The organism is Herbaspirillum chlorophenolicum, from assembly GCF_001189955.1.
In the GTDB taxonomy this organism is placed as follows: Bacteria; Pseudomonadota; Gammaproteobacteria; order Burkholderiales; family Burkholderiaceae_D; genus Herbaspirillum; species Herbaspirillum chlorophenolicum.
In genome coordinates this window covers 1-291 of record NZ_LFLT01000181.1, presented here as the reverse complement: position 1 = coordinate 291, position 291 = coordinate 1, and the positions used below count along the sequence as shown (strand labels likewise).

The window sequence follows — 291 nt, the reverse complement described above, 5'->3', positions numbered from 1 at the left end:
TCGTGTGCCGACCCATATCGGCCATCATGAGCATCCTTCGGTGAAAGCCGATAAGCATGCTGGTACTGAAAAAACTAAGGCGGGCGACAACGACGTCGGCTGCTCTCTGTGCCACTTTTCGTGCATGAAATCGGTGCAGGTCTACAGCTCGAGCGTGATTGTTCCGCCGGCTGTCGAACAAAAATCGCATTTAGGCTACTCTCCGCATCCCACCTCCCATATCGCCGACGGGCCCGATAAGCCCAATTGGCAGCTCGCCGCATAACTCGGCGAGGACAATCCACACACAAC

Annotated in this window: 1 protein-coding gene; it reads left to right on the top strand. The window is 55.7% G+C overall.

The annotated features are described in order from the left end of the window. Positions 1 to 265 (top strand): cobalt transporter (locus tag AKL28_RS24980; RefSeq protein ID WP_197091103.1); only part of this gene is annotated, 265 nt, incomplete at its 5' end. Positions 266 to 291 lie beyond the last annotated feature (26 nt).